Origin of the sequence: Pseudoalteromonas sp. NCCP-2140 (assembly GCF_023708065.1) — a bacterium.
In the GTDB taxonomy this organism is placed as follows: Bacteria; Pseudomonadota; Gammaproteobacteria; order Enterobacterales; family Alteromonadaceae; genus Pseudoalteromonas.
In genome coordinates this window covers 385,748-412,406 of the sequence record NZ_BRCZ01000003.1, presented here as the reverse complement: position 1 = coordinate 412,406, position 26,659 = coordinate 385,748, and the positions used below count along the sequence as shown (strand labels likewise).

Sequence of the window (26,659 nt, the reverse complement as noted above, 5' to 3'; positions counted from 1 at the left end):
TTTTTAGGTCGCTTATGAGTAAGGACAACCGAGGTTACCAAGCTCGCTCACCGATGGAGATCCCAATTCGCGGTTGGTGGGATATCAGTAAGCGGGTTTATCACAACCTATCACAAGACAATTTATCTTTCGTGGCGGCAGGTGTGGCGTTTTATGCCTTGTTGGCGATTTTCCCTGCGCTGGCGGCCATAGTCTCTGTGTATGCTTATTTTGCTTCGCCAACCGATATTTATGATCAGCTTGATAAAGTGATTGCCATTTTACCTGCAAGTAGCCGCGACATTATTTTGCTGCAAGTAAGTGGCATCACTCAGCAATCACAAAAGGTATTAAGTGTCAGCGCCATAGGAACCTTGTTATTAACAGTTTGGAGTAGTAGTAAAGGCTGCCAAGCTCTCATCACTGCCTGTAATATTACCTACCATCAGCGTAACAAGCGCCAGTTTTTTATGGCATTAGTGGTGCGTTTTTTATTTTCGTTAGGTGCTATTGTGGTTGCGCTGGTGGCGTTATTGATCATTGGTATTTTGCCAATAGTGCTTAATTTAGTTGGTCTAACTGAGCTTATCGATTTAATGATTCAGCTTATTACTTGGCCGCTATTAGCCATTATTTTTAATTGCGCGTTAGCATTTTTATATCGCTATGCACCGCATAGAAGGCCCGCTAAATGGCGTTGGATCACACCAGGTTCAATACTTGCCACGTTACTGTGGATCATCGCATCAATCGGTTTTTCATATTATGTATCGCAATTTGCGAGTTATAACGAAACTTACGGATCGTTAGGTGGCGTGGTGATCATGTTGATGTGGCTTTATATCAGCGCATACATCATTATTTTTGGTGCGGCCATTAATGCTAGTGCTGAACAACAAACCTTAGTCGATAGCACCATAGGACCAGAGAAAGAAGTTGGAGAGCGGGGAGCTACAGTGGCTGATAGATTAACCAGACAGCAAAATAATCATTCTTAAAAATAGAATGATTAGCGCTAATTTTACTCATGGTTGTTAGTTAAATTAGCGCCTACAATCATTTCATACAATTTACGGGAGTAAAGTTATGAAAGTGATTCAACAATTAAATAGTCATGCCACACAAGATGGTGACGGCGTAAACATCAGTCGTATTCCTGGCTTTGATGGCAAGTATTTAGACCCTTTTTTAATGATCGATGAGCTTAAGTCAGATGATCACAGTGATTTTATGGGTGGCTTTCCTGCGCATCCTCACCGTGGTATCGAAACCTTTACTTATATTATTAAAGGTGGCTTTGAGCACCAAGATCAAATGGGTAACAAAAAAGCGATCCGTGCTGGTGATGTGCAGTGGATGAGTACCGGTTTTGGTGTGATCCACAGTGAAATGCCATTAGCAGATGCTAAAGAAGGCATGCACGGCTTTCAGATTTGGCTCAATATGCCAAGTGCTGAAAAACTCAGAGCACCACGTTATCAAGATACCACAGAAGCGCCAGCACCAACGACTCAAAATGAGCAAGGTGTTGAGCTTAAAGCGTTGGCAGGAAGCTGGCAGTTTGCCGGTGAAGAGCAGGTGTCAAGCCTACAAGACCTCGCAGCTGATGGCATGCTTGCCGATGTAACTTTACCGGCTGGTACGCAGTTTTACCATGCACCATTAGCGCAAACTAAGGTGATGATTTATATCCATACTGGAGAAATTCATACTGAACAGGGCGGTCCAGTTAAAGCTGGCAGCTTATTGATTTTAGAGCCTGGCAGTAACATTGAGTTTAACTCGCAAATTGGTGCAGGGGCGTTAATTCTAGCCGGTGAGCCGCTTAAGCAACCAATCGCTCATATGGGCCCGTTTGTAATGACAACCCAAGCTGAGTTACAGCAAGCAGTGCGTGACTATCAGCTAGGTAAATTTGGCACACTATAGGAGGTTATTGTGGGATTACTAGTAAATGGCCAATGGCAAGATAAATGGTACGACACCGATAACAATCAAGGTGAGTTCAAACGTGAGGCAGCCCAGTTACGTAACTGGGTTACCGAAGATGGCAGTGCAGGGCAAAGTGGTGATGCGGGCTTTAAAGCTGAGAAAGATCGTTACCATCTTTATGTCTCTTTAGCTTGCCCTTGGGCTCATCGCACTTTGATTTTCCGCCATTTAAAAGGCCTTGAAGATTATATCAGTGTGTCGGTTGTAAGTCCTGACATGCTAGAGCATGGCTGGACCTTTGATAAAGACAATCACAGCACAGGTGATGCACTTTTCGATAGCGAATTTATGCATCAAATTTATACGCGTAACAAAGTAGATTATTCAGGTCGTGTTACGGTTCCCGTGCTTTGGGATAAAAAAACGCAGCGTATTGTTAGCAACGAATCTGCTGAGATTATCAGAATGTTTAATAGCGCGTTTAATGCCCTAACAGGTAATGAACGCGACTTTTATCCGCAATCGTTACGCTCTGAAATTGATGAAGTTAATGAGTTTGTTTATCACAACATTAATAATGGGGTGTATCGTGCTGGCTTTGCGACAACGCAAGAAGCTTACACGGAAGCCTTTGATGATCTCTTTGCCGCTCTAGATAAGATTGAGCAACGCTTAACTGCTAATCGTTATTTAGTCGGTGAGACACTGACTGAGGCCGACTGGCGTTTATTTACTACTTTAATTCGCTTCGACAGTGTTTATGTGGGCCACTTTAAATGTAATTTGCGTACTATTGAGAGCTATCCGGCGATCAGCAACTATTTGCGTGAGTTATATCAAATTGAAGGTGTAAGTAAGACCGTTGATTTTTATCATATAAAACGTCATTACTATTTTAGCCACACCATGATCAACCCAACTCAAGTTGTGCCAAAAGGGCCTGACATAGACTACGCTCGACCACATAATCGTGGTTAATAGACTCTGATAACTAACAGTTTAATGACTTATTAAGCTGTTAGTTATAACTATCCATGACCTTGCGGATAGTGTCGATGCCAAACATCACCTTTTGAATAAATGACTCTGAACTTTTCACTAAATTAAAATTAGGGTGCTGTGACCAAACAGCTTGTAGTTTGTCATCAAGCAAAATAGCTTGCTGATCAGATTCGTTTCTTACAGGGTTATTAGAATGAATACTTTGCCCAGACTTAGCTGCCGTTTCAAAAAAGATCACCGCATCATATTGGTTAAGTTCGATTTCTAGGCTGGTGTTTAAACACTGAAAAAACTCATCTTGCTCACCGGGCCAATAGGCAAGTCCATCTAAACTACCACGATCGCAAAGCATTAAACGATCTGGGTGCATGGTTCGCTGAATATGTTCAAGGTGTTTTTGTAAGCTGAAGATAGCTTGTTGGTGAGCTTTAATGAGGTGAGTTGCATCACCACGTTCTATACCACCGCTGAACAGCATGGTCGCAGACTCTGGCACCACGACAATTTGTTTTGAAAACTCACGTCTTAATAAATCGATGGCTGTTGTTTTGCCACCACCAGGGCCGCCTGTTAATACAATCCTTTTTTTCACCTTAAGTTTCCACAAATAGCTAGTGTGTGTTTAAAGTAATGAAAATGGCTGGAAAAGAGAAGTAAAAAGCAAACATTACATGATAAAGATCACAACAAACGCAGTAACCAGCTGAAGCGGCTGACTTGTTTCAATTTACCGTCTTTGTGGTCTGAGTTTTTAAGTGCTTCGTAGCCCATTCCCGCAGTGAAGGCACTGGCAATACCTACTTTACTTACTGCAAAGCGTTTTAAACGGTATTTGAATGCTTGATGGTGTTGACGTTTAAGCTCATCTTGTAGATCCATTTGTTGGCTTAGTTCAGTCACTCTGTGCTGTGGTTTATTAATAAAATAATCAATTAACATCATTCATCCTTATTAATATTAAATAATTGACGAACGCTTTTTAGCGTGTGATCAAAGCCTATCTTACTACTTACATAACCAATATTTTTCCAAAGCCATGCAAGGCATAGCAGTTGTAATGCAATCAGTGAAATAGCGGCTAACCACAATGATTGGCTAAAGCTAAATATCGCGATGCCAACAGTAGCAAGTAGACCAGCCCAAAGTAGCACCAAGCCGCCTGCAAAACAGACGAGTAGGATGATCGTTAAGGCGAGTGAGCGTGTTGATAAGCGCCACTCAGCAGCTGCAAGTTGTTTGCAAGTTCCAGTTTGTTTGCGGTAGTCAATGTATAGCTGTTTGCCGTAATCAGATAATTTAGCAAGATGATCTTGCCACTGATCAGCGTTTAACGGCTGTTCAGTGGCATCTTGCGTTTTCTCATCTGTAGATTGAGAAGACTGCATAACAATTACTTACGACGAATAAGAGCAGTTACTAACATGCCTGCAGCAAAGGCAATACCTGCTGTTGCAAGTGGGTTTTCTGATGCAAGCTTACGTGTTTTACCACTGTACTCATTAATTTTAGCGCGTGCTACAGCTTGCTTTTCAGAAAGCGTTTGAGCAGAGCTAGATGCGCCTTGACGAACACTATGTTCAGCACTTGCTGCACGAGTTGATAGTGCATCAACAGCGTGATGAGCTGCTTCAGTCGCTTTTTCTGTGAATGGCGCCTCTACTTGAGCCGCGTTCGAGTTTGCACTGCCGTTAGTTGCTGTGCTTGAGTTCGATTTTGAAGTTGCGGTAGTCATAATCATTCCTTAAAAATTGCCATTTAATTGGTAGCTAACCTATCGCAACCTTCATACCAAATGGTGAAATCATTAAATTTCAATGTGTTAGATATATTTAAATGGCGATAATTAGAGGTTTCCCGTAACTCTTGCAGGGTGATTGAGTAAAAATTACATTATAAGAAAGATGTACGACATATTTGTAATTATTCATTGGTTATTCATTAACCATTTTTCCCCAATAGTTTGCCAATAAAATTAAAAAAAATATTTTTTTCGATGTTTTCCACTTTTTCCCACGTAATTCATAGGGTTTGCTTGAGGCCTTATTTTTTCTGGCTTCACAAGGCTGTTATGATGATCTGCTTACTTGACAAAATGGCTTGTCAAGCCCTAAACTGGAGCACTGTGGTAAAAAGTGGTTTTTAGTGGATCAAACTGGATCAGAAATAATCATTAACATTTAATACCAATTTTTTAAGGCAAGCTATGTTTCGGGGTGCGAGCTCTCTGAGTTTGGATGATAAAGGACGCTTTGCGGTACCGACTAAGTACCGAGATGCGATCTTGTCTGAAGATCAGGGAACGGTTATCTGCACTGTGGCCTTAAACGAACCTTGTTTGTGGTTATATCCGTTAGCTGAATGGCTCGAAATCGAAGAACGATTATTAAAGATTTCGAACATGAATCCACGCGCTCGCCGCATGCAACGTATGTTGCTCGGTAACGCTACAGAATATCAACTAGATAAAAATGGCCGAATTTTGCTGGCACCGTCGTTACGCGCACATGCAGAACTTGGAAAAAAAATCATGTTGGTTGGCTTGATGAACAAGTTTGAAATTTGGGATGAAGATCGTTGGCATGAACAAATGCGCCAAGATACTGAAATTGAACGCCTAGGTGATTTTGAGGCGAATCCTGAGTTCGATAACTTCTCACTCTAACCACAATAATAAAAAGGCAAAAACTAGCTAATGACAGCGCAATTTGAACATGTCTCTGTACTGATGGACGAAACCATAGATGCTTTGGATATTAAACCCGAAGGCATTTACATGGATGGCACATTTGGTCGCGGTGGGCACTCTGGGCAAATTCTTGCGCGTTTAGGTGAGGAAGGTCGCTTACAAGCAATTGACCAAGATCCACAAGCTATTAAAGCTGCCGAGAAATTCGCAGATGATGCACGTTTTTCAATTGCCCACACCCGTTTTTCAAATCTTAAAACAGTTGCTGAAGATAATGATTTAATCGGTAAAGTTGACGGTATTTTGTTAGACATCGGTGTTTCTTCACCACAGCTTGATGATGCTGAGCGTGGTTTTAGTTTTATGAAAGATGGTCCGCTTGATATGCGCATGGACCCAACCAGTGGTCGCAGCGCTGCACAATGGCTTGCTGAAGCTGAACTTGAAGATATTACTCATGTGATTAAAACCTACGGCGAAGAAAAGTTTGGTCGTCGTATAGCTCATAAAATCATTGAAACACGTGAGCACACTGAAATCACAAGCACAAAGCAGCTTGCTGAGTTAGTCGATGAAGCGGTGCCAGTGAAGGATAAACACAAACACCCAGCTACACGCACATTTCAAGCGATCCGTATTTATATCAATAGTGAGCTTGAAGAAATTCAAACTGCACTGCAAGCCGCTGTTGAGGTTTTAAAACCAGGTGGACGTTTAGTCGTTATTTCGTTTCACTCGTTAGAAGATCGCATTGTTAAGCAGTTTATTAAAAAACAGAGTAAGGGAGAGGCGATACCCAGAGGTCTGCCTTTGACTGACGCACAAATAAATAAAAACCTGACGTTAAAGGCAGTGGGTAAAGCCATTAAGCCGAGTAAGGCGGAAGTAGAAGCAAATCCGCGTTCACGTAGTTCGGTGTTAAGGGTTGCTCAGAGGTTGTAATGAAAGCCAAAGCGACACATCGCCAACCTAATTTATTTGTAGAGATTTTTAAAGGCCTAGGAGCTAATAAGCTGACCTTGGCCTTGTTGGTTGTGATTCTGGCTTCAAGCTTGAGTGTGGTTCAAGTGACGCATCTAGCGCGTCAACAATTGATAAAACAAGATAAATTATTGCAAGAGCGTGATGAACTCGATCTTGAGTGGCGTTACTTGCTTGTAGAAGAAGAGTTTTATTCTCAGCATGCGCGCATTGAAGAAGTGGCAACCATGCAATTAGAAATGAAACGGCCAACTAGTAAAGATGAACAGGTGGTGGTACTGCAATGAGAAGCAGAGGGAAAAAGCCAACGAATACCTTAATCACATGGCGTTTTTCGCTGGTGTGCTCGGTGGTGTTCTTAGTATTCATGTCGCTGGTTGCGCGAGCCGCATTTTTACAAGTGATTGAGCCAGACAAAGCGCGCTCAGAAAGTGACAAACGTACTGTGCGAGTTGAAAAACAACATGTACAGCGTGGCATGATCTTCGATCGCAATGGTAAAGAGTTGGCAGTCAGTGTGCCTGTGGTGAGTGTGTATGCCGATCCTAAAGCGCTACATAAATCACTGATCAGCAAGGTACTACGTCAGGCCCGCAAAAACGGCGAGGATCAACAAGCGCTTGCTGAAAACACCGCTGAATTAAATAAACGTATTGCCACTTACTACAATAACGATATTCGTTGGCGTGAGCTTGCGGATGTACTGCGTATCGACCCTAGTAAAATTAACTCTCGCCTTCGTGACAACCCAAAGCGTCGGTTTGTTTATTTAAAACGTCAGGTTACTCCAGCTGTAGCTAACTACATTGGTGATCTTCGCTTACCAGGCATCCATTTGCTCGATGAATCAAAACGTTATTACCCTGCTGGTGAAGTGACGGCTCATGTTATTGGCTTCACTAACATTGATGGTCATGGTATTGAAGGCATTGAAAAGCTATATGAGAAATCGTTAACCGGTGTTGAAGGGCAACGTACTATCCGTAAAGATGCTCAAGGTCGTGAAGTAGAAGTACTTGATGAAAGAGAACGTGTAGAGCCTGAGAGTATTCATTTAAGTATCGACCAACGTATTCAAGCAATTGCTTATAAAGCAGTGAAATCAGCAGTGTTATCGTACAAAGCGACCTCAGGTTCAGCCATGGTTGTGGATGTTAAAACCGGTGAAGTGTTAGCGATGGTAAATAGCCCATCGTTTAACCCAAACAACCTTAATGATGCCGCACCACATAAGCGTCGTAACCGTGCAATTACTGATTTATTTGAGCCTGGCTCAACTGTTAAGCCGCTAGCCATTTTAGCTGGTTTAGACTACGGCACAATTCAACCGGATTCAATTGTTGATACATACCCAGGCTGGATGCGAGTAGGGGGAAGCCTTGTGCAAGATACTCGTAACCATGGTGAGATGACGTTAAGAGAGATCTTAAAGTATTCCAGTAATATGGGTGTTACAAAAGTGAGCCAAGAGCTACCAAAAGACTATTTTGTAAGTCTTTATGAAAAAGTTGGTTTTGGTAGTGATAGTGGCACGGGCATGGTTGGTGAAAGCAGTGGTTTATTTTACCCAAATCGCCGCTGGTCAGATCATGAAATTGCTGCACTATCATTTGGCTATAATCTCGCTGTTAGCACCGCACAAATGGCGCGATTTTATGCCATGTTAGGTTCTGGCGGTGTTATGCGCCCATTAACTGTGCTGAAGCAAGAGTCGGTACCTGAAGGCGAACGCGTTTTTCAACAAAAAGATGTTGAAGCTGTTGTCCATATGATGGAAAGCGTGTTTGAGAAAGGTGGAACTGCACAAAAAGTTCACGTTGATGGTTATCGTGCTGCAGGTAAAACAGGTACCTCTAAAAAAGCCGCGGTAGGTGGTTACGGTGACGAATACGTTGGTTATTTTGCTGGTATCGCACCTGCAAGCAACCCACGCTTGGCGGTAGTTGTATTGATTAATGAACCGGGTGGAGATGTTTATTACGGCGGTGCGACGGCAGGTCCTGCATTTGCAGAGATTGTCTCCAATGCCTTAAGAATTCTAAACGTCGCACCGGACAAAGATGCGGTTGCGTACGTAGAAGGCAAAGATAACGATGCGTGATTTAAAACCGATTCTTAATCATATTGATGTTGAGGCCAATAGTTTAGTGGTCAATCAACTACGTCTTGATAGCCGAGATGTAAAAGCTGGCGATGTGTTTGTCGCCATAAAAGGTCATCAGCTTGATGGCGGACAGTTTATTGAAAAAGCCATTGAAAATGGTGCGGTGGCAGTTATTGCTGACCGTTTATGTGAGTTCGAAAGTGAGTTTGAACCACTTTATTTAGTTACCGATTTAGCGAAAAAGCTGCCTGCACTTGCAGCTGCTTTTTACCAGCAACCATCAAAGCAGTTGGATTTAGTGGGTGTGACAGGCACCAATGGCAAGTCAACGACCACAGCGATGATCGCGCATTTAGCACAGCACTGTCATAAACGTGCGGCTGTGATTGGTACGCTCGGTTATGGGCACCCTGATAACCTGACTGAGCTTGCAAACACCACACCATCGAGCGTTGATTTACAGCGTATTTTATCAGAACTTGTAACAGAACAGCATGATGTTGTGGCTATGGAAGTCTCATCTCATGGCTTAGTTCAGCAACGTGTTGATCAGTGTAAATTTAAAGCCGCTGTGTTTACTAACCTTTCGCGTGACCACTTAGATTATCATGGCACGATGGATGCCTATGGTGATGCGAAGTTGATGTTAATGCGTGACCATATGCCTGAGCTTGTGGTGCTTAATCAAGATGATGCGCAAGTTGAAGCATGGTTAGAAAAATACGACTTCAATAACCTAATTTGTTACGGCCATAAAAACCTAACGCCTAAAAATGCGCGTTTTGTTTATTTCAGCGATGTAACATATGATAATGCCGGTATATCGGCGAAGTTCGATACCAGTTGGGGACAGGCTGAAGTTAATTGCACCCTGTTTGGCGAGTTCAACTTATATAATTTAGCCGCTGCAATGGCTACTTTATTAGGTATGGGTTACCCACTTGATTTACTCGTTGAAGGGTGTAAATCATTGCAGCCTGTTGCTGGGCGCATGCAGGCATTTAGTGCGCCAGGTCAACCGACTTGTATTGTTGACTATGCCCATACTCCTGATGCGTTAGCACTAGCATTACAAGCATTGCAAAAGCATGTTCCAGGTGGCGTCAGCTGTGTGTTTGGCTGTGGTGGTGACCGTGATAAAGGCAAACGTCCGATGATGGCAAAAGCTGCTGAAGCTAATGCAGACCGTATTATTGTCACCAGTGATAACCCAAGAAGTGAAGACCCAGACGCAATTATTGCTGATGTGATTGCAGGGCTTGAGCAGCCTGAACGCGCACATTGTGAAGCAGACCGCGCGCAGGCTATTAGTTATGCCATTGCGCAAGCAGGTGCTGATGATGTCATTCTAATTGCGGGCAAAGGCCACGAAGACTATCAAATTATTGGCGACCAACGAATCGACTTCTGCGATCGTCAATATGTACAACAACAATTAAAAGAAAAATCGCAAGGGGCGCAGTTATGATCCCTATGGATTTTGATTGGCTAGCTAAAGTTCTAGCAACCGATTACCAAGGTGGTAATCAAACGGTAAAAAATATTAACACTGACACCCGTACTTTGTGCGACGGTGAAGTGTTTTTAGCGCTACAAGGGCCTAATTTTGATGGTCATAAATTTGTTGCACAAGCTAAAGAAAAAGGCGCGATAGCTGCCATCGTAGCGCGTCCTGTTAACGTCGATATTGTGCAGTTTGTGGTCAGTGACACACGTATTGCGCTTGGCCAAATTGGCGCAGCTGTGATGGCACAGGTTGCACCAAAAACAATTGCTATCACAGGTAGCGTGGGTAAAACGACCGTTAAAGAAATGTGTGCGGCGATTTTATCTGGTCATGGTGAAGTACTGGCAACAAAAGGCAACTTTAATAATGACATTGGTGTACCACTGACGTTATTACGCCTAGAACCACAACACCAATATGCGGTGATTGAGTTAGGTGCAAACCACATTGGTGAAATTGCATACACAGTAGCAATGACGAAACCTGATGTTGCTGTGGTATGTAATGTTGCAGCTTCTCACTTAGAAGGCTTTGGCTCACTACAAGGTGTAGCAACGGCCAAAGGCGAAATCTATGACGGCTTAAAGCCTAATGGTGTTGCCGTAGTCAATTGCGACAGTGATTATGCCGATTTTTGGCTTGATAAATTAACTGATCGCAACGTAAAACGTTTTTCTACTAACCAACAATTAGATTATTGGGCAGAAGATGTGGTGCTTGATGAGCAAGCCCGTGCTTCTTTTGTGCTTTGTAATAAAGATAAAAAAGTACCTGTCACACTGGCACTACCGGGCAAACATAATATTGCAAATGCATTAATAGCCACCGCGTTAACCACTGAGCTCGGTGTAAGCCTCGAAAGTGTTGCATCGGCGCTGGCAACCATGGGTGAAGTTAAAGGTCGTGTAAACGTCCTTAAAGTGTCAGACACATTGACGGTTATTGATGATACCTACAACGCGAATGTGCAATCCGTTAAAGCGGCAATTGATTTATTAAGTGATATGCCGGGGCGTCGTATTTTTGCGTTAGGTGATATGGGCGAACTTGGTGAAGAAGCGCGTTTTTATCATCAACAAGTCGGTGAATATGCACAGCAAAAAGGCATTGATGAACTTTATAGCTTAGGCGTACTAAGTAAATCAGCCAGCGATGTATTTGAAAAGCCAAACCGCCACTTCTCAAGCCGTGAACAATTATTACAACAATTACAAAGTGAACTTGCTCAATCGACGCAAAAAACCACAGTTGTTGTAAAAGGTTCGCGCAGTTCTCGTATGGAGCTTGTGGTCACAGATTTAGTAAATAGCCAGCAAAATGGCAACAATGGAGTATCGTCATGTTAGTTTGGCTGGCCGAGTATTTAACACAGTATTACAGTGGTTTTAATGTTTTTTCTTACCTAACGCTGCGCGCGATTTTAGGTATTTTAACAGCACTACTTATTTCACTTTATTTTGGCCCTAAGCTAATTCGTGCATTACAAAAAATGCAGATTGGTCAGGTGGTTCGTCACGATGGTCCAGAGTCACACCTATCTAAAAAAGGCACGCCAACTATGGGCGGTATTTTGATTTTAGGAGCGATTTTTACCAGCACATTACTGTGGGCAGACCTTTCAAATAAATATGTTTGGGCAACCTTATTTGTTGTGGGCTCGTTAGGTGTAGTTGGTTTTATTGATGACTACCGTAAAGTGATCCGCAAAGACCCTAAAGGCTTAATTGCGAAGTGGAAATACTTTTGGCAATCAGCAATTGCGTTAGTGGTTGCCAGTGCGCTTTATTTTACCTCGCAGCAAGGCAGCGAAACCTCATTAGTTGTGCCGTTTTTCAAAGACGTGTTACCACAGCTAGGGTTGTTTTATATTGTGATGACTTACTTTGTAATTGTAGGTACCTCGAACGCGGTAAACCTAACAGATGGCCTTGATGGTTTAGCGATTGTGCCAACCATTTTAGTGGCGGCAGCACTTGCTATTATTGCTTATTTAACAGGTAACGTTAATTTCTCAAGCTACCTACATATTCCGCATTTGCCACTCGCCAGTGAGCTTGTGGTTGTGTGTACAGCAATTGTGGGAGCTGGACTTGGTTTCTTATGGTTTAACACCTACCCAGCACAGGTATTTATGGGTGATGTAGGCTCATTAGCACTCGGTGGTGCTTTGGGTATTATTGCGGTGCTGGTTCGCCAAGAACTGGTACTTATCATCATGGGTGGTGTGTTCGTAATGGAAGCATTGTCGGTGATTTTACAAGTGGGCTCTTACAAATTACGTGGTCAACGTATTTTTAGAATGGCGCCTATTCACCATCATTATGAATTAAAGGGTTGGCCTGAGCCGCGCGTAATTGTGCGCTTTTGGATTATTTCAATCGTGCTAGTACTTGCTGGCCTTGCGACATTAAAGATCAGGTAAATGACAGTTATTAACGAGATTAAAAACAAACAAATTTCAGTGCTCGGACTCGGTGTAACCGGTCTGGGCATTGTGCGTTTTTTATTATCTCAGAATATTAAGCCAATTGTTGTTGATAGCCGCACAGCGCCGCCGGGTGCTGATTGGCTAAATGAGCATGCCAGTGAGTTAACGACTCACTTTGGTGATTTAGAGCAGGCAGACTTAGCCAGCAATGACATTATTATCATCAGCCCAGGTCTAAGCCTCGCGACACCTGCAGTAGCAAAAGCGATTGATGCTGGTGTTGAAGTGATTGGTGACGTTGAGCTTTTTGCCCGATTAACCGATAAACCAATTGTTGCGGTGACAGGTTCAAATGGTAAGTCGACAGTAGTTACATTGGCGTTTGAAGTACTTAAAGCGGCTGGTTATAAAGTTGGCCTCGGTGGCAACATTGGTACTGCGGTACTTGATTTACTATCGCAAGACTATGATGTGTATGTACTTGAACTGTCGAGCTTTCAGCTTGATACAACATATAGCTTAAAAGCTAAAAGCGCCTGTGTATTGAATGTGAGTGAAGATCACCTCGATCGTTATCCAAGCTACCAAGCATACATTGACTCTAAGCAAAGTATTTATAACGGCTCTGAGCTTGCGGTAGTTAATGCCATTGATGTGGCAACGCATACTGCAAAGCAGCCCCAAGTGAGCTTTGCGCTCGCTAATGCAGATTTTGCCTTGGTTAAACATCAAGGTGAGCAATACTTTGCAGCACACGGTAAGCCGGTGTTACCAGCAAGCTGCTTAAATGTTGTTGGTTCACACAATCAACAAAACGCCTTAGCGGTGATGGCATTGCTGAGCCCGTTTGATATTGCTAAAGAGCATTACCAGCAAGCGTTTAGTGCTTTTACTGGGCTTGCACACCGTTGTCAGTTTGTTGCTGAAATTAATGAAGTAAAATACTTTAACGATTCAAAAGCGACCAATGTAGGTGCAACTATCGCTGCGATTGAAAGCTTAGCAGGTCAAGCAAAGCAATTAGTTGTGATTGCCGGTGGTGATGCAAAAGGGGCTGATTTAGATGCCTTAAAGCCATACTTAAACAACAAAGTAAAAGCGCTTGTTTGTTTTGGTAAAGATGCTAAAGCGTTAGTGGCTCTGACTGAAAAAGGTCACCTAACCACCAACATGCATGAAGCTGTGCAACTAGCAAAACAGTTAAGCAGCAGTGGCGATATCGTTTTATTAGCACCTGCATGCGCCAGCATTGATATGTATAACAATTATATGCAACGTGGTGATGACTTTGCGCAGTGTGTATTGGCGGAGGCAGTATGATTGCATTTGCTGACATCCGTGAAGCATTAACACCAAAACAATCGCCGCAACTTTATGATGTGCCGTTATTGTATTGCATGTTGATGTTGATTGGCGTTGGCTTTGTGATGGTAACCAGTGCCTCTATGCCAACAGCAGAGCGATTATTTGATAATCCGTATCACATTATCATTCGCCATGGCATGTTCTTAATTATGGGCTTTTTCTTATTTTGGATTGCCACTAACGTGCCTATGGATTGGTGGAAGCGCAGTAACGCCTATTTATTGTTGCTGGGTTTAGGTTTGCTGGTTTTGGTGCTGATTGTTGGCCGTGAAGTGAACGGTGCAAAGCGTTGGATACCTATTGGCCCAGTGGGCTTTCAGGTCGCTGAAGCCGCCAAGCTGTATTTCTTTAGCTACATTGCTGGTTACTTAGTGCGTAAACGTGAAGAAGTACAAGAGAACTTAAAAGGTTTCTTTAAGCCATTAGCTGTATTTGGTGTGTATGCGTTTTTGATTTTGATGCAGCCAGACTTAGGTACAGTGGTTGTATTGTTTGTGACGACAGTTGGTTTGTTATTTTTAGCGGGTGCTAAGTTATGGCAGTTTTTTGGCCTTATCTTAACGGGTATTGCTGCAGTGGTAGTGCTAATTATCGCTGAACCATATCGTATGGCTCGTGTAACAGGCTTTTTAGAACCGTGGGAAGATCCATTCGGTAAAGGTTATCAGTTAGTACAATCGCTAATGGCGTACAGCCAAGGTGGTTGGTTTGGTCAAGGCTTAGGTAATAGTGTACAAAAACTACAATACCTGCCCGAAGCACATAATGACTTTATCTTTGCAGTGATTGGTGAAGAGCTCGGCTTTTTTGGCGTATTTAGTATTTTGATTGTGCTTGCTGTATTTGTATTTAGAGCCCTGTTAATTGGTCAAAAAGCACTGCAATGTGGCAAAGAGTACGAAGGCTATTTTGCCTTTGCTATTGGTATCTGGTTTGCGTTTCAAACCATGGTAAATGTTGGTGCAAGTGCCGGTATTTTGCCAACCAAAGGCTTAACACTACCGTTTATTTCGTACGGTGGCTCTAGCTTATTAATTATGACCATAGCAACAGGTGTACTTTTGCGAATAGATTTTGAAACAAAGATGGCGACTAAGCAGGCAACCTCACGTGGAGGTAAACGATGAGTAAAAAATTACTTGTTGTTGCAGGTGGTACCGGTGGCCATATTTTTCCAGGTATTGCCGTGGCTGACTTTTTAAAACAGCAAGGCTGGCAAGTTAGCTGGATTGGCACGCCTGATAGAATGGAAGCAACGGTAGTACCTAAGCACAACATTGAGATTGATTTTATCAATGTAAAAGGTGTGCGCGGAAATGGAATTAAACGCCTGATTAAAGCACCTTTTATGGTGATGAATGCGATTTTTCAAGCACGTAAAATTTTAAAAGCTCAAAAGCCTGATGTTGTTCTTGCTATGGGTGGCTATGTGACCGGACCTACTGGCATTGCAGCAAAGAGCTTAGGAATTCCTTTGGTTATTCATGAGCAAAATGCTGTTGCAGGCATGAGTAACCGCTGGCTAGCGAAGTTTGCCAACAAAGTGCTGGCAGCTTTTCCATCGGCTTTTGCAAAAGAACAATGTGAAGTAGTCGGTAACCCAGTCAGAGCAAGTGTCGCTAATGTCACTGCTAAGCAAACAACGACACCAATTAATGTGCTGGTGGTAGGCGGTTCACTTGGTGCACAGGTACTAAATGAGACTTTACCTGCTGTATTCAGTGAACTTTCAGCGCTAACAACGCTTAATATATGGCACCAAACGGGTAAAAATAATGAACCGAATGTGACTGCCAGCTATCAACAGTTAGGATTAACTGAAAATAGTAAAGTTGCTGAATTTATTGATGATATGGATAGTGCATATCAATGGGCCGATTTGGTAATTTGCCGTGCTGGTGCATTAACGGTGAGTGAGATTGCGGCAGCAGGAAGAATGGCCTTATTTGTGCCTTTTCCGCATGCTGTCGACGACCATCAAACTGCCAATGCAAAGTATTTAGTGACTGAGCAAGCTGCGTTGATTATGCAGCAAAGTGAGTTTAACCAAGCGGCGGTTGTTGAGTTATTAACGCCTTACGTAAATGCACCAGAAAAAATTTCAACAATGGCAAGTAAAGCAAAACAGCTTGCTATTTTAGATGCCACAGCCAATGTTGCAAAACGCTGTGAGCAACTAGCAGATAGAAGAGATTAGTAGTGAAAGAAAGCACGATAAAAGAAAACAGCACTCGTCCTGCAATGCGTCGTATCGACACTATCCACTTTGTGGGTATTGGTGGCGCAGGCATGGGTGGTATTGCCGAAGTACTTGCTTTTGAAGGCTACCGCATCACAGGTTCAGACATTGCGCACAGTGCGATGACTGAGCGCTTAATTAAAGTGGGTGCAGAAGTATTTATTGGTCATGATGAGAACAATGTAAAAGATGCCAGCGTGGTGGTGGTATCAAGTGCGATTAACGAGCAAAACCCTGAGATTAAAGCAGCAAAAGCGGCGCGTATTCCAATTGTTCGCCGCGCAGAAATGTTGGCTGAATTAATGCGTTTTCGCCACGGTATTGCAGTGGCAGGCACTCATGGTAAAACAACAACCACGAGTTTAATCGCGAGCATTTATGCACAAGCAGGCCTTGATCCAACCTTTATTATTGGTGGCTTGCTAAACAGCGCTGGGAGTAATGCCAAGGTTGGTAAAAGTGACTTTTTAATTGCAGAAGCTGATGAGAGCGATGCGTCATTCTTACATTTACAGCCTATGGTATCTGTGATCACAAATATTGAAGAAGATCACATGGATACTTACGGCGGTAGCTTAGAAAAAATGAAAGACACCTATGTTGATTTCATTCATAACTTACCGTTTTATGGTTTAGCTGTGGTGTGTATTGACTCTGAGGTTGCGGCAGAGCTGATCCCTCGTTTTGGGCGTCCTGTTATTACCTATGGTGAGTCGGCAGAAGCTGATTACCGCATGGTTGATTTTAGCCAAACAGCAAATACTTGTTCATTTAATGTTGTGAATAAGCAAGGTGAAAGCCTAGCAGTTACGCTTAATATGCCGGGTAAGCACAATGCGCTTAACGCGACTGCTGCGATTGCGGTCGCTAAAGATCAAAACATCGCTAATCATGCAATTTTAGAAGCGTTAACAAAATTTGAAGGGGTAGGCCGTCGTTTTCAGCATTACGGAAGCTTTGAAAATGAGCGCGGCAATGTCATGTTAGTTGATGATTATGGTCATCACCCATCAGAAGTTGCGGCGACGATTGCGGCGGTTCGTGAAGGGTGGCCAGATAAACGTTTAGTGATGATTTATCAGCCGCATCGTTATAGTCGAACCCGTGATTTATACGAAGACTTTGTCAAAGTACTGGCTGATGTTGATCAGTTATTACTGCTAGATGTGTATTCAGCGGGCGAAGAGCCAATCGTGGGGGCCGACAGCAAGAGTTTATGTCGTAGTTTACGCCAGCGTGGTAAAGAGCCATTACATGTTGCTAGTAACTCTGAGCTTGCCGGTGTCCTAGCAAATACACTGCAAGATAATGATTTAGTTTTAACACAAGGCGCTGGTAACATAGGCCAGTTAGTGAAAAAGTTAGCAGCAACCGAGTTGTCTATTGAACAACTAAAGCAGGTAAACGTATGAGCCAGTTAAGTGATAAATTTGGCAAAGTAGCGGTACTTTTCGGCGGCACATCTGCCGAAAGAGAAGTATCTCTTAAATCAGGCCAAGCTGTATTGAATGCTTTGCAAAGTGCTGGCGTTGATGCCATTGCTTTTGATCCGAAAGATCAGCCGTTATGGCAATTAAAAGAATTAAACATTGAACGTGTATTCATTGCCCTTCATGGTCGTGGTGGTGAAGATGGCACTATTCAAGGTGCACTTGAGTTTATGGGTATTCCATATACAGGCAGTGATGTTTTAGGTTCTGCGCTTGCGATGGATAAAGTACGTTGTAAGCATTTATTTAAAGCAATGGGGCTGAGCACAGCACCTTACACAGTGGTTGATAGCCGCCATGAGTTTGATAGCCAAGCGATTATTAATGAATTTGGTAAAGTGATGGTAAAACCGTCACATGAAGGTTCAAGCATTGGAATGGCAGAAGCAAACAGCGCAGAGCAACTTGATGCTGCGCTTAATGCTGCATTTAAGTTTGATAGCCAAGTGCTTGTTGAGCAATGGATCACTGGCCGTGAATTTACTGTTGCTGTACTAGGGCAAGATGTTCAGCCTGTCATTGAGATGACGACGCCAAATGGTTTTTATGACTACCAAGCTAAGTATCAATCGAATACAACTCAGTATCATTGCCCTGCAGATATATCTGTGCAAGAAACTGAATTGTTGCAAGATATGGCATTAAAAGCGTTTGATTTAGTGGGTGCAAGTGGTTGGGGTCGTGTTGATGCAATGCGTGATCAACAAGGTAACTTTTACTTATTAGAAGTAAATACGGTACCAGGCATGACAGAAAAGTCTTTAGTACCAATGGCAGCAAAAGCTAATGGTGCAAGCTTTGAGCAATTAGTTGTTCGCATTTTGGAGCAAACCCTTTAATATGCATCCTTTTTTAGAAAAAGCACAACAATTAAAACAGCAGCTAAATTGGTCGTTGATTTTTGGTGTGAGCTTTTTTCTAGTAGTGATTTTTGCATTAGTAAAAATCACTACAGGCGTCTCAGATTGGTTGGTAGAGAACAAAGACGCACAAATAAAGCACTTATCAGTACTTGGGCAACCCCAATATACTGATGAGAAAGCAATTATTGGTGCAATAAAAAAAGCCGACTTATCGAGTTTTTTTGAATTAGACGTAAAACATGTGCAACGCTTAGTACAAGGCTTGCCGTGGGTGGCAACGGCATCGGTCAGAAAGCAATGGCCAGATACCTTGCAAGTATACGTTGTTGAGCATCAAGCTGTAGCGCATTGGAACAGTGACTTACTGTTAAACCAAGCTGGCGAAGTGTTCCAAGCAAGTAGTGATAAATTACCTACAAGCTTGCCACAGCTATATGGCCCAGAAGGCAGTGAAATCGAGGCGTGGACTGCTTTTAGTCAATTTCAAGAAATGCTCAAAGTGAATAACTTAGAGCTGACCAGTTTAGCGCTTTCTGAGCGCTTTTCGTGGCAGTTATGGCTTGATAACGGCATTCGCCTGAACTTAGGCCGCAAAGAAAAAGCAAAGCGTGTACAGCGTTTTATTGACGTGTATCCGCGCATGGAACAACGTGCAGATGCACAAATCGATGTTGTTGATTTACGGTATGATACCGGTCTTGCAGTGAGCTGGAAGCCAGTGCAAGAAGAACAATTAGAAAATAAGAGTAAGGCATGACCAAGTCAGCAGAAAGAAACCTAGTGATTGGATTAGACGTTGGCACATCGAAAGTTGTGGCCACCGTTGGTGAAATCACCGCAGATAACAAACTAAGCATTGTGGGTGTTGGCAGCCAAGTATCGCATGGTATGGATAAAGGCGGCGTTAACGACCTTAACCTTGTTTCTGAATCGATTCGTCGAGCTATAGATGAAGCTGAGTTGATGGCTGATTGTCGTATTAGCTCTGTTTATTTAGGTATTTCTGGAAAACATATCCAGTGCCAAAATGAAAGCGGTGTCGTGGCAATTAACAACACGGAAGTGACTGACGAAGATATTGAAAATGTCATTCACATTGCTCGTTCAGTGCCTATTTCGGCAGAACGAAAAATGCTCCATGCATTGCCACAAGAATACAGCATCGATATGCAAGAAGGGATTAAAAACCCACTTGGCATGAGCGGTGTGCGTATGGAAGCTCGCGCGCACATCATTACTTGCTCAAACGATATGGCAAAGAATATCGAGAAATGTGTTGAGCGTTGTGGCCTTGAAGTGGATCAGTTGATCTTTACTGCACTGGCATCATGTTATTCAGTACTCACAGATGACGAAAAAGAGCTCGGTGTAGCCGTGTTAGATATCGGTGGAGGCACCATGGATATCACCATTTATATTAATGGTGCGCTTCGTCATTCAGCGGTTATTCCAGTGGCGGGTAACCAAGTGACTGGTGATATTGCAAAAATATTTAGAACACCTATATCACATGCTGAGTCACTCAAAGTACAATATGCGTGTGCGAGTAGCCAAATGGCAAGCAACGAAGACACAATTGAAGTACCGAGTGTTGGTGGCCGACCTGCGCGTATTATGTCGCGCCATACTTTAGCTGAGGTTGTTGAGCCACGTTTTAGAGAATTATTCGAGTTGGCGATGGAAGAAATACGCCGCTCAGGTTTTGAAGACCAAATTGCTGCAGGTCTCGTCATTACTGGCGGAACAGCAAAAATGACGGGTGCAATGGAAGTGGCTGAAGACATTTTCCAAATGCCAGTCAGAATTGGCAAACCAATCGGGATTGTTGGTTTGACAGATTATGTAGATGATCCTTCGTACGCGACCGCGGTTGGTTTGTTACAATACGGCCGTACAATGCAATCGATGAATGCACAAAAGTCGAAAGCTGAAGGTGATAATAATTGGTGGAACCGTATTACTAAGTGGTTCCAAGGTGAGTTTTAAGACTCAAGTCGGAGAGTAAACATGTTTGATATGATGGAACAGCACAGCGAAGAAGCTGTCATTAAAGTAATTGGCGTGGGCGGTGGCGGCGGTAACGCTGTTGAGCACATGGTAAAACAACAAATTGAAGGCGTACGTTTCATTGCTGCGAATACGGATGCACAAGCATTACGTAATTCATCAGCAGATGTAACTGTACAGCTAGGTACACAAATCACCTCTGGTCTAGGTGCAGGTGCAAACCCTGAAGTGGGTCGTAACTCTGCTGAAGAAGACGCTGAGACTATCCGTGCCAGCCTTGAAGGCGCTGACATGGTGTTCATCGCAGCTGGTATGGGCGGTGGTACTGGTACAGGTGCTGCGCCAGTGGTTGCTAAAATTGCTAAAGAGTTAGGCATTTTAACGGTTGCTGTTGTAACGCGCCCGTTTGACTTTGAAGGTAAAAAGCGTGCTGCAGCTGCTGAACAAGGCATTAATGAATTGTCAGAAACTGTAGACTCACTTATTACAATTCCGAACAATAAATTGCTTAAAGTTTTAGGCAAAGGCACTACACTATTAGATGCCTTCGCAAAAGCGAATGACGTGTTATTTGGTGCGGTACAAGGTATTGCAGAGCTAATCACACGTTCAGGTCTAATCAACGTGGATTTCGCCGACGTACGTACTGTTATGTCAGCGATGGGTACTGCGATGATGGGTACAGCATCAGCATCTGGTCCTGACCGTGCACAAGAAGCTGCAGAAGCGGCTATCTCAAGCCCACTACTTGAAGATGTCGATTTAACAGGTGCTAAAGGTATCCTAGTTAATATCACTGCTGGTATGGATATTGCGATTGAAGAATTTGAAATTGTTGGTAACCACGTTAAAGCACTTGCGTCAGAAAACGCAACAGTGGTTGTGGGTGCGGTAATTGACCCTGAAATGAGCGACGAGTTACGTGTAACGGTTGTTGCAACAGGTTTAGGTGGCGATCGTCGTCCACAGTTTGGTATTGTTGATAATGGCTTTAAGAAAGCATCAGGCTCTGATGTACAAAGCTCAATGAACCAAACAACTAGCAGCATGTATGTACCAAGCTTTGCAAGTCAAGGTAGCAGCGATGATGTAAGCATGTCATCTGCGTCTGAAAAGCAAGAGCCAGTACAACAAAGTACATCGAGCAGCTCAGTATCATCAAGCAGCACTGAGAGCAGCAAAAAATCTGATAAGTCAGAAGGGGGAGATTATTTCGATATCCCTGCTTTTCTTAGAAAGCAAGCTGACTAAAAAGACTTTTACTGGCTATTTTGTTCGATAAATAAACAAATTGGCAGCTGAATGTATTTATGGTACAATTCTCCGTCTAACTGTAACTATAAGTGAGCGAACCTATGATTAAACAGCGTACGATTGCAGAAGTAGTCAAAGCCATAGGAATTGGACTTCATAAAGGTGAGAAGGTCACTATTACTCTCCGACCTGCGAGCGCAAATACTGGGATAGTATTTCGTCGCGTAGACCTTGATCCGGTTGTTGATTTTGAAACAACACCAGAAGCCGTTGGTGATACGCAACTGTGTACCTGTTTGACGAACAAAGATGGCGTTCGCTTATCAACGACTGAGCACCTTATTGCTGCGGTAGCGGCAATGGGTATTGATAATCTAATTGTTGAATTAGATAGCTCAGAAGTACCAATTATGGATGGTAGTGCATTACCATTTATCTATTTGTTACAAAAAGGCGGCATTAAAGAAGTAAATGCAGCTAAGCGCTTTATTCGTATTAAAGAAAAAGTACGTATTGAAGAAGGCGATAAATGGGCTGAGATCGAACCATATGATGGTTTCCACATCGATTTTGAAATTGCGTTTGATCACCCAGCAATCAATGAAAGCCGCCAACGTATCGGTTTAGATATCACGGCACAAAGCTTCACTGAAGAAATCAGCCGCGCACGTACTTTCGGCTTTATGAAAGATATCGAGTATATGCACGCTAACAACCTAGCATTAGGTGGTAGCATGGATAACGCAGTTGTATTGGATGAGTTTAAAGTACTAAATCCAAACGGCTTACGTTACAGCGATGAGTTTGTTAAACACAAGATCTTAGACTGTGTGGGTGATATGTTTATGACAGGCCACAACATTCTAGGTAAAATCACGGCTTATAAATCAGGCCATGATTTAAACAATAAACTACTTCGTAAAATTATGGCGACTGAGTCAGCATGGGAATGGGCAACATTCGATACCCCAGTGACTATGCCAGCACCAGGCCTAGAAGTAGCGACAGCTTAATCGCAAGCATATTACAGTTATAAAAAATGACGCTTTAAGCGTCATTTTTTTGCCAAACTATTATCAAGAATTATAAGCCTAAAATAGCTTCAAGCTCGACCAACTGATTGATTTGATAAGTTGGTTTAATATCCTCTGGTAGCTCAACTCCCGGGTGTTGTAACCAACACGTGTCGATACCCACATTGTGACCACCTAAAATATCGCTGGCAGCGGTATCACCTACCATTAAAATCTGCTCTTTTGGCGGATTCCCCATCAATTGAAATGTATGTTGAAAAATCTCTGGGGCAGGCTTTGCTTTACCGACTAACTCTGAAATAACTAGCCAATCGAACATATCCTGTAAACCGGTGTGCTCTAGGCGTTTTTGTTGTAACTTAGCAAACCCATTGGTAATAATGCCTAGCTTGGCGTGTGGTTTTAACTTTGTAAGCAAGTCAACTGCACCAGGTAATGGCACACAAATAGATGCCATAGCATCCAAGAAGCCATCGTTAAGCTCTTTTGCTGGCACATCGAGTCTATTAGCCCATTCTGTAAAGCGAGTTATCTGTAGCTCACTGGCGGTAATTTCATGCTTTTGATAAGCAACCCAAAGCGGCTTATTGGTTGCTTGGTAATGATGATAATCTGACTCAGTAAATTCTACGCCGTAATGTGCAAACATCACTTTTAAACCTTCGAATGCATTAAAACTAAATAGCGTTTCATCTGCATCGAATAATACGTGGCTATACTTCATGGTTATCCTAATTACTGGTTGAATAGGGTAGGGTGTGAAAATGGCGCCATGGCCAATGTCAGCGCTTGTACATAAGTACTTTCGCGCGTGGCAAGGTGATTGGTTAATAAGCCAATAGCACCACCTTGTTGTTTGATATTAACGGTATTGAACGCCTCATCCATGACATCACCTAGTTCTTTACCAGCTAGCAAAGCATCGTAAAAAGGTTGCGGTAACGGTAGGTTGCTACTGCGACCAACGCTAAATTGCTGCTTGTTTGCAATCACTACAAAGGCAAAGGTTGCAGCGCCATAACTAAATTGTTCTGCGCCGCCTTCCATTGCTGCATAAAAGTCGGCGTCAAAGTGATCTTGGCAATACTTAACACGATTTTCAGCGCCGATACGGGTTTCATCTTCGCCTAGCGGCTGATCAGGCACACCAGAAGGTGCATCTTCACCTTTGCATTCAATGGTATGATTTGGGAAATAAAGACTAAAGACATGTTTAGCCGCGTTAATTTTAACGGGGTTCTTTGAACCAACAATAACACGTAAAGTTTGTTTCAAGCCGACGACTCCATTGTTTTCACCAGAGTCAGCAGTGTACCCGAGTGAGTTAAATCGGCAAGTCAACCGGGGCTAAATTTTCAAGGGCGCGTTTTTTCAAAATAATATCTTTGATCAACGGCGTTAACACAAGCTCCATAGCTAAGCCCATTTTACCTCCAGGTACCACAAGGGTGTTGATACGAGACATAAAGCTGCCTTCAATCATGCTCAAATAGTACGGAAAGTCGACGTCATCTATGCCACGAAAGCGAATAACAACAAAGCTTTCGTCTAAAGAAGGAATATCTTTTGCGCTGAATGGGTTTGAGGTATCAACCGTTGGCACTCGCTGGAAGTTAATATGAGTACGCGAAAACTGCGGAGTAATATGATTTATGTAATCGTCCATCGAGCGTACAATAGAGCCCATTACCGCTTCACGAGAGTGGCCTCGTTCAGAGGTGTCGCGAATGAGCTTTTGGATCCACTCAAGGTTGATAATAGGCACCATACCAATCAATAAATCGACATGCTTAGCAACATCATGATTCTCATCGACAGCACCACCATGTAGACCTTCATAGAATAAGATATCTGTATTTGATTCTAAGTCTTGCCAAGGGGTAAAGGTGCCAGGTAATTGGTTATAAGGGACCGCTTCGTCGAAAGTATGTAAGTAGCGTCTGATTTTACCTTGCCCGGTTTCGCCATATTGATAAAAAAGCTCCTCAAGGGCGCCAAAATCGTTAGCTTCTCGGCCAAAGTAGCTAATATGCTTGCCTTCTTGTTGTGCTTCACGGACTTTTTTATCCATTTCTGGACGTGTATAACGATGAAAGCTATCGCCTTCGATGAAGGCTGCATCAATGCTTAAGCTTCTAAAAATGTGCTTAATCGCATTGGTGGTTGTAGTAGTCCCCGCCCCAGATGAACCGGTAATAGCGATGATAGGGTGTTTAGCTGACATAATTATTCTCGTTATTGTTGATACCAGTCGGCTTGAATTGTTAACCATTCTAGCGTGTTAAATGGTCAGTTACTTAGCTCGATTGGTATTATCGTGCATAAAATCAATCAGTAGAAACTGATAAAAAACGAACACGTCCTAGTTATAAAGGTCGAGCATGGTAAGGTCAAGTGACTGGCGGATTAATTAACGCTATCATGGGCTGATAAAAATTAAAACGAGAGAACAACATGAAATTGATTTCGTCTTTACTTTTCGTCGCAGCAGGGACGTTTTTTACCAGTCACGTACATGCAGCGATGCCTAAAAGCGAAATATTACTCGCCGACTTAGATACCCCATATGGCATGCAGGTGTCGCGAGTAACAGATGATAAAGCTTATAATAATCAACCATTTTTAGTTGATACAGGGCTTTACTATACCCATGAGGTTGTTGACGAAAATGGCCAGTCACAAACCGATATTGCGTTTTATGACTTTACATCTAAGAGCAGCGTGAATATCACCAACACGCCTGTCAGTGAATACTCGCCTACGCTGATGCCAAATCAGCAAGCCTTGTCGGCAATCGTGGTCGAAGCAGATGGCAAGCAAAAGTTATGGCAGTATCCATTAGCAGAAGAATCTGTTGCTAGCCGAGTTTTTGAATGGATTGAGCCGGTTGGCTACCACGCTTGGGGCGCTGATGAAGACCTGATCATGTTTATCTTAGGTGAGCCGCATACATTGCAATACACTCGTGTTGCAGCTGCTAAACCGCGTGTCATTGCCGGTGATATTGGCCGTACTTTAATTTTTGATAAGCACACAAACAGTTATTTATTTAGTTATAACAAAAACAACCAACATTGGGTTGCACGCTTTGCGCCGCAAACTGAGGAAGTTAGTGATTTATTTAGATTACCTGAGTCGGTGCAAGACTTTGCTTTAATTGACAAAGACACTGTGGCTTATGCGGTTAATAATCGAGTTCATAAGCGCAGCCTTACAGAGCCTGAAGTGGTATCACAGTGGCTTGATTTAAGACGCTTTTGTGATGGTTCAATCTCACGGTTAAATTACAAACAGAGCAAACTGGCATTTGTATGTAATAAATGAGTAACGGTTTTTGCCTGATTGCTGTACTGTGGCTAAACTATCCACGTTATATGTAAGGAACGCCTTTGTCTTTTTCTGCCGAGCAAGTGAGTGTACAGCTGGTTAAAGCGGGCTGCCGCAGTAATTTTAAGATTAAAAATATTAACGAATTTATGCCAGCTAGCTCAAAAGAGGCATTTTATGTTCATGAGCAAAGTGGCCAGGCTAAAATTGTTATTAGACCTATATTTGAAGTATTCAGTGCTGATTTTGAGTCAATAGAGGGCATTACGCGTATCAAAGACTACTTTCACAGTAGTGAAATGACCCGTTTTCCAACTCGCATTCATAAAAGTGCACAACCCATTCATTATGGTATTGCATTTAAAGTCACCTCACCTGAAGCTGCAGAGCAATTTATAACTAAGTTAACTGCTATTTTAGCGCAATAAAAAAGGGCCACATTGTGGCCCTTTTTGCATTTG

At 42.8% G+C, this 26,659-nt stretch carries 28 protein-coding genes; 21 read left to right on the top strand and 7 right to left on the bottom strand.

Annotated elements, in window-relative coordinates:
- Positions 1–14 precede the first annotated feature (14 nt).
- The 3 genes from NFU46_RS08530 to NFU46_RS08520 all read left to right on the top strand — a co-directional run bounded on the left by NFU46_RS08530 (position 15) and on the right by NFU46_RS08520 (position 2,889).
- Positions 15–977 (top strand): YihY/virulence factor BrkB family protein, encoded by a 963-nt coding sequence (locus tag NFU46_RS08530; RefSeq protein WP_251601162.1) that lies wholly within the window; start codon positions 15–17, stop codon positions 975–977.
- Positions 978–1,065: 88 nt separating this feature from the next.
- Positions 1,066–1,908 carry a pirin family protein gene (locus NFU46_RS08525; RefSeq protein WP_251601160.1) on the top strand — a complete coding sequence of 281 codons (843 nt, stop codon included), beginning with the start codon at positions 1,066–1,068 and terminating at the stop codon, positions 1,906–1,908.
- 9 nt (positions 1,909–1,917) lie between these two features.
- Complete coding sequence (locus tag NFU46_RS08520; RefSeq protein WP_251601158.1) at positions 1,918–2,889, top strand: glutathione S-transferase family protein; 972 nt, start codon at positions 1,918–1,920, stop codon at positions 2,887–2,889.
- 40 nt (positions 2,890–2,929) lie between these two features.
- On the opposite strand, the gene NFU46_RS08515 is transcribed toward NFU46_RS08520, so the two are convergent.
- The 4 genes from NFU46_RS08515 to NFU46_RS08500 all read right to left on the bottom strand — a co-directional run bounded on the left by NFU46_RS08515 (position 2,930) and on the right by NFU46_RS08500 (position 4,645).
- A complete protein-coding gene (locus tag NFU46_RS08515; protein ID WP_251601156.1) occupies positions 2,930–3,505 on the bottom strand; it encodes an AAA family ATPase in 576 nt (191 codons plus the stop codon).
- Between the two features lie 89 nt (positions 3,506–3,594).
- A complete protein-coding gene (locus NFU46_RS08510) occupies positions 3,595–3,852 on the bottom strand; it encodes a hypothetical protein (protein ID WP_251601154.1) in 258 nt (85 codons plus the stop codon).
- A complete protein-coding gene (locus tag NFU46_RS08505) occupies positions 3,852–4,298 on the bottom strand; it encodes a hypothetical protein (RefSeq protein WP_175082502.1) in 447 nt (148 codons plus the stop codon). The genes NFU46_RS08510 and NFU46_RS08505 overlap by 1 nt, the downstream gene beginning before the upstream one ends.
- Positions 4,299–4,303: 5 nt before the next feature.
- Positions 4,304–4,645 (bottom strand): DUF883 domain-containing protein, encoded by a 342-nt coding sequence (locus NFU46_RS08500; protein ID WP_251601152.1) that lies wholly within the window; start codon positions 4,643–4,645, stop codon positions 4,304–4,306.
- A 471-nt stretch (positions 4,646–5,116) separates the two neighbouring features.
- Between NFU46_RS08500 and mraZ the strand changes: the two genes are divergently transcribed.
- The 16 genes from mraZ (at position 5,117) to lpxC (ending at position 22,850) form a co-directional block, all read left to right on the top strand.
- Complete coding sequence (gene mraZ / locus NFU46_RS08495; RefSeq protein WP_054552739.1) at positions 5,117–5,575, top strand: division/cell wall cluster transcriptional repressor MraZ; 459 nt, start codon at positions 5,117–5,119, stop codon at positions 5,573–5,575.
- Between the two features lie 30 nt (positions 5,576–5,605).
- On the top strand, positions 5,606–6,541 hold the full coding sequence (rsmH, locus tag NFU46_RS08490; RefSeq protein ID WP_251601150.1) for a 16S rRNA (cytosine(1402)-N(4))-methyltransferase RsmH: 936 nt from the start codon (positions 5,606–5,608) through the stop codon (positions 6,539–6,541).
- Entirely contained in the window at positions 6,541–6,867 is a 327-nt protein-coding gene (ftsL, locus tag NFU46_RS08485) for a cell division protein FtsL (RefSeq protein ID WP_251601148.1), read from the top strand. Before rsmH ends, ftsL begins: the two co-directional genes overlap by 1 nt.
- Positions 6,864–8,681 (top strand): penicillin-binding transpeptidase domain-containing protein, encoded by a 1,818-nt coding sequence (locus NFU46_RS08480; RefSeq protein ID WP_251601146.1) that lies wholly within the window; start codon positions 6,864–6,866, stop codon positions 8,679–8,681. The genes ftsL and NFU46_RS08480 overlap by 4 nt, the downstream gene beginning before the upstream one ends.
- On the top strand, positions 8,674–10,152 hold the full coding sequence (murE, locus tag NFU46_RS08475; protein WP_251601144.1) for a UDP-N-acetylmuramoyl-L-alanyl-D-glutamate--2,6-diaminopimelate ligase: 1,479 nt from the start codon (positions 8,674–8,676) through the stop codon (positions 10,150–10,152). The genes NFU46_RS08480 and murE overlap by 8 nt, the downstream gene beginning before the upstream one ends.
- Positions 10,149–11,537: a UDP-N-acetylmuramoyl-tripeptide--D-alanyl-D-alanine ligase gene (gene murF, locus NFU46_RS08470; RefSeq protein ID WP_251601142.1), complete on the top strand. Its 1,389-nt coding sequence runs from the start codon at positions 10,149–10,151 to the stop codon at positions 11,535–11,537. Before murE ends, murF begins: the two co-directional genes overlap by 4 nt.
- On the top strand, positions 11,531–12,613 hold the full coding sequence (mraY, locus tag NFU46_RS08465) for a phospho-N-acetylmuramoyl-pentapeptide-transferase (RefSeq protein WP_251601140.1): 1,083 nt from the start codon (positions 11,531–11,533) through the stop codon (positions 12,611–12,613). Before murF ends, mraY begins: the two co-directional genes overlap by 7 nt.
- Positions 12,614–13,939, top strand: coding sequence for a UDP-N-acetylmuramoyl-L-alanine--D-glutamate ligase (gene murD, locus NFU46_RS08460; RefSeq protein WP_251601138.1), 1,326 nt, complete (start codon positions 12,614–12,616; stop codon positions 13,937–13,939).
- Positions 13,936–15,111 (top strand): cell division protein FtsW, encoded by a 1,176-nt coding sequence (ftsW, locus tag NFU46_RS08455; protein ID WP_054561050.1) that lies wholly within the window; start codon positions 13,936–13,938, stop codon positions 15,109–15,111. Before murD ends, ftsW begins: the two co-directional genes overlap by 4 nt.
- Positions 15,108–16,181 carry an undecaprenyldiphospho-muramoylpentapeptide beta-N-acetylglucosaminyltransferase gene (murG, locus tag NFU46_RS08450; protein ID WP_062566491.1) on the top strand — a complete coding sequence of 358 codons (1,074 nt, stop codon included), beginning with the start codon at positions 15,108–15,110 and terminating at the stop codon, positions 16,179–16,181. Before ftsW ends, murG begins: the two co-directional genes overlap by 4 nt.
- Before the next feature lie 44 nt (positions 16,182–16,225).
- Positions 16,226–17,635: a UDP-N-acetylmuramate--L-alanine ligase gene (gene murC, locus NFU46_RS08445; RefSeq protein WP_181447754.1), complete on the top strand. Its 1,410-nt coding sequence runs from the start codon at positions 16,226–16,228 to the stop codon at positions 17,633–17,635.
- Complete coding sequence (locus NFU46_RS08440) at positions 17,632–18,552, top strand: D-alanine--D-alanine ligase (RefSeq protein WP_058585895.1); 921 nt, start codon at positions 17,632–17,634, stop codon at positions 18,550–18,552. The genes murC and NFU46_RS08440 overlap by 4 nt, the downstream gene beginning before the upstream one ends.
- 1 nt (position 18,553) lies before the next feature.
- Positions 18,554–19,333, top strand: a complete 780-nt coding sequence (locus tag NFU46_RS08435) for a cell division protein FtsQ/DivIB (protein WP_054561046.1) — start codon at positions 18,554–18,556, stop codon at positions 19,331–19,333.
- Positions 19,330–20,562 (top strand): cell division protein FtsA, encoded by a 1,233-nt coding sequence (gene ftsA, locus NFU46_RS08430; RefSeq protein WP_054552726.1) that lies wholly within the window; start codon positions 19,330–19,332, stop codon positions 20,560–20,562. Before NFU46_RS08435 ends, ftsA begins: the two co-directional genes overlap by 4 nt.
- Positions 20,563–20,583: 21 nt before the next feature.
- On the top strand, positions 20,584–21,834 hold the full coding sequence (gene ftsZ, locus NFU46_RS08425; RefSeq protein ID WP_251601136.1) for a cell division protein FtsZ: 1,251 nt from the start codon (positions 20,584–20,586) through the stop codon (positions 21,832–21,834).
- A gap of 104 nt (positions 21,835–21,938) precedes the next feature.
- Positions 21,939–22,850: a UDP-3-O-acyl-N-acetylglucosamine deacetylase gene (gene lpxC, locus NFU46_RS08420; protein WP_036971181.1), complete on the top strand. Its 912-nt coding sequence runs from the start codon at positions 21,939–21,941 to the stop codon at positions 22,848–22,850.
- Positions 22,851–22,920: 70 nt separating this feature from the next.
- Here lpxC and yjjG read toward each other — a convergent pair whose 3' ends face one another.
- From yjjG to NFU46_RS08405, 3 genes are read right to left on the bottom strand one after another with little or no spacing between them, the layout of a single operon-like run.
- Positions 22,921–23,595, bottom strand: coding sequence for a pyrimidine 5'-nucleotidase (gene yjjG, locus NFU46_RS08415; protein WP_054561044.1), 675 nt, complete (start codon positions 23,593–23,595; stop codon positions 22,921–22,923).
- Positions 23,596–23,606: 11 nt separating this feature from the next.
- Positions 23,607–24,146: an inosine/xanthosine triphosphatase gene (yjjX, locus tag NFU46_RS08410; protein ID WP_054561043.1), complete on the bottom strand. Its 540-nt coding sequence runs from the start codon at positions 24,144–24,146 to the stop codon at positions 23,607–23,609.
- Positions 24,147–24,195: 49 nt separating this feature from the next.
- A complete protein-coding gene (locus tag NFU46_RS08405) occupies positions 24,196–25,095 on the bottom strand; it encodes a phosphoribulokinase (protein WP_054561042.1) in 900 nt (299 codons plus the stop codon).
- Between the two features lie 230 nt (positions 25,096–25,325).
- Here NFU46_RS08405 and NFU46_RS08400 point away from each other — a divergent pair, with 230 nt between their 5' ends.
- Positions 25,326–26,195: a hypothetical protein gene (locus NFU46_RS08400; RefSeq protein WP_251601133.1), complete on the top strand. Its 870-nt coding sequence runs from the start codon at positions 25,326–25,328 to the stop codon at positions 26,193–26,195.
- A gap of 65 nt (positions 26,196–26,260) precedes the next feature.
- The gene (locus tag NFU46_RS08395; protein ID WP_175078692.1) at positions 26,261–26,626 is read left to right on the top strand and encodes a hypothetical protein; all 366 of its coding nucleotides are present in this window, start codon (positions 26,261–26,263) and stop codon (positions 26,624–26,626) included.
- Positions 26,627–26,659: the final 33 nt, after the last annotated feature.

Bases quoted from the DNA above. Each gene is read 5' to 3' on its own strand.
- NFU46_RS08530 (WP_251601162.1), top strand. From the start codon at position 15: ATGAGTAAGGACAACCGAGGTTACCAAGCTCGCTCACCGATGGAGATC.
- NFU46_RS08525 (WP_251601160.1), top strand. From the start codon at position 1,066: ATGAAAGTGATTCAACAATTAAATAGTCATGCCACACAAGATGGTGAC.
- NFU46_RS08510 (WP_251601154.1), bottom strand. From the start codon at position 3,852: ATGTTAATTGATTATTTTATTAATAAACCACAGCACAGAGTGACTGAA.
- NFU46_RS08505 (WP_175082502.1), bottom strand. From the start codon at position 4,298: ATGCAGTCTTCTCAATCTACAGATGAGAAAACGCAAGATGCCACTGAA.
- NFU46_RS08500 (WP_251601152.1), bottom strand. From the start codon at position 4,645: ATGACTACCGCAACTTCAAAATCGAACTCAAGCACAGCAACTAACGGC.
- mraZ (WP_054552739.1), top strand. From the start codon at position 5,117: ATGTTTCGGGGTGCGAGCTCTCTGAGTTTGGATGATAAAGGACGCTTT.
- rsmH (WP_251601150.1), top strand. From the start codon at position 5,606: ATGACAGCGCAATTTGAACATGTCTCTGTACTGATGGACGAAACCATA.
- ftsL (WP_251601148.1), top strand. From the start codon at position 6,541: ATGAAAGCCAAAGCGACACATCGCCAACCTAATTTATTTGTAGAGATT.
- NFU46_RS08480 (WP_251601146.1), top strand. From the start codon at position 6,864: ATGAGAAGCAGAGGGAAAAAGCCAACGAATACCTTAATCACATGGCGT.
- murE (WP_251601144.1), top strand. From the start codon at position 8,674: ATGCGTGATTTAAAACCGATTCTTAATCATATTGATGTTGAGGCCAAT.
- murF (WP_251601142.1), top strand. From the start codon at position 10,149: ATGATCCCTATGGATTTTGATTGGCTAGCTAAAGTTCTAGCAACCGAT.
- mraY (WP_251601140.1), top strand. From the start codon at position 11,531: ATGTTAGTTTGGCTGGCCGAGTATTTAACACAGTATTACAGTGGTTTT.
- murD (WP_251601138.1), top strand. From the start codon at position 12,614: ATGACAGTTATTAACGAGATTAAAAACAAACAAATTTCAGTGCTCGGA.
- ftsW (WP_054561050.1), top strand. From the start codon at position 13,936: ATGATTGCATTTGCTGACATCCGTGAAGCATTAACACCAAAACAATCG.
- murG (WP_062566491.1), top strand. From the start codon at position 15,108: ATGAGTAAAAAATTACTTGTTGTTGCAGGTGGTACCGGTGGCCATATT.
- murC (WP_181447754.1), top strand. From the start codon at position 16,226: ATGCGTCGTATCGACACTATCCACTTTGTGGGTATTGGTGGCGCAGGC.
- NFU46_RS08440 (WP_058585895.1), top strand. From the start codon at position 17,632: ATGAGCCAGTTAAGTGATAAATTTGGCAAAGTAGCGGTACTTTTCGGC.
- NFU46_RS08435 (WP_054561046.1), top strand. From the start codon at position 18,554: ATGCATCCTTTTTTAGAAAAAGCACAACAATTAAAACAGCAGCTAAAT.
- ftsA (WP_054552726.1), top strand. From the start codon at position 19,330: ATGACCAAGTCAGCAGAAAGAAACCTAGTGATTGGATTAGACGTTGGC.
- ftsZ (WP_251601136.1), top strand. From the start codon at position 20,584: ATGTTTGATATGATGGAACAGCACAGCGAAGAAGCTGTCATTAAAGTA.
- lpxC (WP_036971181.1), top strand. From the start codon at position 21,939: ATGATTAAACAGCGTACGATTGCAGAAGTAGTCAAAGCCATAGGAATT.
- yjjG (WP_054561044.1), bottom strand. From the start codon at position 23,595: ATGAAGTATAGCCACGTATTATTCGATGCAGATGAAACGCTATTTAGT.
- NFU46_RS08405 (WP_054561042.1), bottom strand. From the start codon at position 25,095: ATGTCAGCTAAACACCCTATCATCGCTATTACCGGTTCATCTGGGGCG.
- NFU46_RS08400 (WP_251601133.1), top strand. From the start codon at position 25,326: ATGAAATTGATTTCGTCTTTACTTTTCGTCGCAGCAGGGACGTTTTTT.